2 protein-coding genes are annotated in these 4,680 nt (G+C 56.4%); both read right to left on the bottom strand.

All coding sequences use genetic code 11. The features are described 5' to 3' along the window. Positions 1–149: 149 nt before the first annotated feature. Complete coding sequence (gene recD2 / locus CFR71_RS15215; RefSeq protein ID WP_110532155.1) at positions 150–2,369, bottom strand: SF1B family DNA helicase RecD2; 2,220 nt, start codon at positions 2,367–2,369, stop codon at positions 150–152. Continuing rightward, the gene (locus CFR71_RS15220) at positions 2,366–4,510 is read right to left on the bottom strand and encodes a site-specific integrase (protein WP_239020454.1); all 2,145 of its coding nucleotides are present in this window, start codon (positions 4,508–4,510) and stop codon (positions 2,366–2,368) included. The genes recD2 and CFR71_RS15220 overlap by 4 nt, the downstream gene beginning before the upstream one ends. Positions 4,511–4,680: the final 170 nt, after the last annotated feature.

The following is a 4,680-nucleotide window of genomic DNA, read 5'->3' on the forward strand; positions in this document are numbered from 1 at the left end:
AAGAATATGGCGGGTGGAACGGAAGTTCTCCTCCAGCTTGAACATCTTCGCATCAGGAAACTCATGCGGGAAGTTCCGCAGGAAGCCGACTTTCGCCCCCCGCCAGGAATTTATGTGGAATACAATTTCACAACCTCAAAAAAGCAATTTTAAGGTTTCTTTAGGCGGGATATATGACCTGTACCTGACGTACCCACCAGCCAGTCTCTCAGTTTTGACCAACGTAGCCTTCCGCCCTGATTTCGCACAGCTATGGCCAGAGCCTTCTTCTGTCCCACAAGCACGACCAGCTTCCGGCCCCGTGTCACGCCGGTATAGAGCAGGTTCCGCGCCAGCATGGCGTAATGCTGCGTCACCAGCGGAATCACCACCGCCGGGTATTCCGAGCCCTGGCTCTTGTGGATGGTGGTGGCGTAGGCCGGCACCAGTTCGTCCAACTCGCCGAAGCCATAAACGACATCCCGTCCATCGAATGAGACCGTCAGTTCGCCCTCTTCCACATCGATCCTGCCGATAACGCCGAGGTCTCCATTGAAGACATCCCGGTCATAATCGTTGGCGATCTGCATCACCTTGTCGCCCGGACCATAGGTCCAGCCGAACCGCTCGACCTTCACCTCGTCCGGCGGGTTCAGCGCCTGCTGCAATTCGATATTCAGCGACCGCGCCCCAAGGCCACCCCGGTTCATCGGGCAAAGCACCTGCACGTCGCGAACCGGGTCCAGCCCGAACCGCGCCGGGATGCGATCCCTCACCACGGCCAGCAACTTGCGCAGCCCGACCTCGGGCTCGGCCGCCTCCACGAAGTAGAAATCCGATCCCTCTTCCGCGCTCAGTTCGGGCATCCTGCCCTCGTTGATCCGATGCGCATTGGTGATGATCCGGCTCTGTGCCGCCTGGCGGAACACCTCGGTCAGGCGCACCACAGGGACAGCATCGGAGCCGATGATGTCGGCCAGCACCTGCCCCGGTCCGACAGAAGGCAACTGGTCCACGTCGCCGACGATCAGCAGAGCCGCGCTGTCAGGTAACGCGCGCAGCAGGGAGCGCATCAGCAGCACGTCGACCATGCTGGCCTCGTCCACGACCAGCAGGTCGCAGGTCAGCGGGTTGGTATCGTCCCGCTTGAAGGTGCCATTGCCCGGATCCGTCTCCAGCAGTCTATGGATGGTCTTGCCTTCCAGCCCCGTGCTTTCCGACAGGCGCTTCGCCGCCCGGCCGGTCGGCGCGCAAAGTTGCACGTCTGTGCCCTTGGCAGTCACGATCTTCAGAATGGCGTTGACCAGCGTGGTCTTGCCCACGCCAGGACCACCCGTGATCACCAGCACCTTGCTACGCAGTGCAAGGCGCACCGCTTCCTGCTGGCTGGGCGCCATGGCAAGTCCGGTCTTGCCTTCCACCCAGGTCATGGCCTTTTCAGCATCGATCTCCGGCCAGGGCGGCCGACCCACGGCGCAGGCGCGCAATCGCTCGGCGATGCTCTGCTCCGCACGATACAGGCCGGCAAGGAAGATGCAACTCGTCTCTCCCACGCTATCAGCGACCACGTCTCCCGCTTCCAGCTCCAGCGCGAGGGCTGTTTCGATCAGAGGGGCGGCGACCTCCAGCAGTTCGGCGGTGCTGGTCAGGAGTTCACCGACCGGGAGGCCGCAATGCCCTTCATCCATCGCCTCACCAAGGGCATAGGAGATCCCGGCCCTCACCCGGATCATGGCATCAGGCGCGATCCCCATCTTCCGGGCGATCTGGTCGGCGGTCTTGAACCCGATGCCCCGGATGTCCTTCGCCAACCGATAGGGGTTCTCGCTGATCAGTCTGACCGCATCCTGCCCGTAGGTCTTGAAGATCCGTACCGCCCGCGACGTGCCGACGCCGTTGCTGTGCAGGAACAGCATGATCTCGCGGATCACCTTCTGGTCTGCCCAGCCACCGACAATCCGTTCGGCCCGCTTGGGACCAATGCCTGTCACTTCCCGCAGGCGATGCGGTTCCTGCTCGATCAGGTCGAACACGGCCTCGCCGAACGCTTTCACCAGTTTTTTGGCATAGACGGGACCAATGCCCCGGATCATGCCCGAGCCGAGATAGCGCTCTATGCCTTCGACCGTGGTCGGCGGACTGGCCTTGAGGAACTCCGCCTTGAACTGCAAGCCGTGGGTGTGGTCGTTGAACCAGCGCCCCGACATCTGCACGAACTCACCCGCCGAGATCATGGCGGCATGGCCGACGACAGTGACCAGATCGCGCTGCCCCCGCACCTTCACCCGCAGGACGCAGAAACCGTTCTCGGCATTGTGGAACGTCACCCGCTCCACGAGGCCGGCCAGCGCTTCCGTTTGGCATTGTTCTCCAACCACGGCACTGGTCATTCTGATTCTGTGAACGGAGAAGACACTTGGGAACCGCATGTTGCCGAAATTTCGCCAGGCGTTCGGCCATCCAGCGCTGGCTTATCTCGAAGCTTGTTTAACATTCCCTCCAATGCTTCAACGTCTCCGGACACGGCATCCCGTTCCTCTGGGCTTAACCAGACCTCTTCCAGTAAACGATTGGCTGCTTGCTGAGCGGCCAGGACAACGCCCTTGGCGCTTGGCTTCGGAATATTGAAATAACAGCGTGCGCATGCCATGCGATGCGGACAAGTGCTCCAAAACGCATTGCTACAGTAAGAATCACCTAAATCGTAATACTTCCAAGGTGCTCCATCCTTCGTTGCGCCTGCCGCAATAACCTCCTTATCAATAACAATTTCGATCATCCGCGCCGCCTGATCCGCCTTGGCAAACGCACTCGCCAATTGCGTAGGTTTCGACCGAACATAGCTCATCGTCGATTGAACGGACGTATGGCCGCACCATTTTGCCAAATCGAATATTGTCATTCCTTGCGGAACGCTGGCCAGCATAGAAACGGCTGAAGCCCGTCCACGGTGACTTGTAATACGGCCTTTACTGTCCTCAATCGGAATACCAGCCTTTTTGCACAAAAGCGGGATAACAGTCTGATTTAAAACTTCCTTCGCGATTGGCCTGTTCCGAAGTTGAAAGAGAAAATGTACATGTTCACCGGTTCGCCGATCAAGATGTTTGCGGGGTGACGCTCGTTTTTTCATCCAGGCCGTAATGTACTTATGAACAGCATGGCCGACCGGTTTAGTGTACGCGACCGAAGTTTTACCTTCCGGAACATCAAGCCAGCAGACCTGCCCTGCCGGAACGACGTTGCCAGACTGATCAACCACATCCTCTGATTGTTCGCGCGTGCAGCCGACCCGAAGTCGGGCGATCTCATTGCTCCGAAGGCCTGCATGTGTCCACACCACGGCGATTGCCTGCAACAGGGCGAATGGATAGAAACAGTCAGGAGAAAGATCGTCTGGTTCAATGTTGAAGCTGGCCCAGGTCAGTTTCAGCCAAGAAGCATCATCTATGGTCCTAGGATTTACGCCAAGATATTTCGCAATATTCTTCGGTGTCGAGAGATGATATCGCGGATTACACCGGAGCTGCGCCCATTCCCAACTCTGAATATCAGATAAAAACCGACGCATAACCTGATAATAAGCAACTTTCGTTGGAGCCTGTAGAGGCTGGCCAACTGTTGGGATCAGACGATAATCAAAGGTGGAACCGCCCCAATCGCCAATACGTAACCTGTCGACGGCGGCGAGATAGTCGGCACATACCGATACCGTCCATTGCTCTGGTCCTGTGACCTCAGGATGCTCGCGACCCAACCAGATTCCGATACGGGTCAGAGTGTTGTAAACTGCTCGCCTCGACCCTTCTCGCAAGGTTGTTGTTTCCAACCAACGTCGGCACCATGTCATCCACTCAGGATTGATATTATCAGTTTCAGTTCCATGACGAGGTTGGTATGCCCGGAAATGAATAACCTTCGATGTAAGCCCCATTGCGGCCAAACCGTTTGACAATATTCCAATCCGCTTGGCGATATGATTTCCTGTGTAACACTCTCGTGTATGTTCCAGTATCTTCCTATCAAAACTTTCAAGTTTTGGATTCTCGCCTTGTAATGCAACTGCAGCAAATACTGATGGTACGAGGGGCCGAACGGTCTGACAGACGAAGCCGACACGGGTTAGGGCCGAGAACAGACGCTCACATTCTGTATCAACAATCTCCGCTCCAAAAACCAATCGGGCAACGACAGCCGTCGCCACATTGCGTTGAATTTTGTACACGCTTCGAAAACCACACAGAAGATAAGCGACTGCAATCAACTGCGGTACCATTCCGGTTTTTTTCAGAACAGGACTATTATTGATAATCTCAACCCACAGGTCTTCACTCCACCCCCAGTAGGGTTTTTCCTGGTGTGCGACCGTCAGAAGCAAATACTTCAAAGCACGATGGCTGTTAGCGCGGTCGAGATTGCTGCGATACAGGATGTCCGTCAGAGGCTTATGAAGACGCGGAGCCTGCCGTTTCGTAATAACAAGATTTTCTTCTCTCCAACGTCTGACAACTTTTAATTCGTCTGCAGACAATGTCGCCCGTCTGTCGTATTCATCGAGATTAATGTGGAATTTGTATTCGGGCTGGATGTGAGAGCCTGTCTGAGGTGGTCCCGTCCGTTCGGACAGTTTTGCGGGCTTGATAAGCTATACCCGGTTGTTGTTATGCCGCCCTTCTGACGGCGTTGCTGTTGGCCATCTGG

Source organism: Novacetimonas pomaceti (genome assembly GCF_003207955.1).
In the GTDB taxonomy this organism is placed as follows: Bacteria; Pseudomonadota; Alphaproteobacteria; order Acetobacterales; family Acetobacteraceae; genus Novacetimonas; species Novacetimonas pomaceti.

Coding starts and splice junctions, on each gene's coding strand:
- recD2 (WP_110532155.1), bottom strand. CDS start 2,369: ATGACCAGTGCCGTGGTTGGAGAACAATGCCAAACGGAAGCGCTGGCC.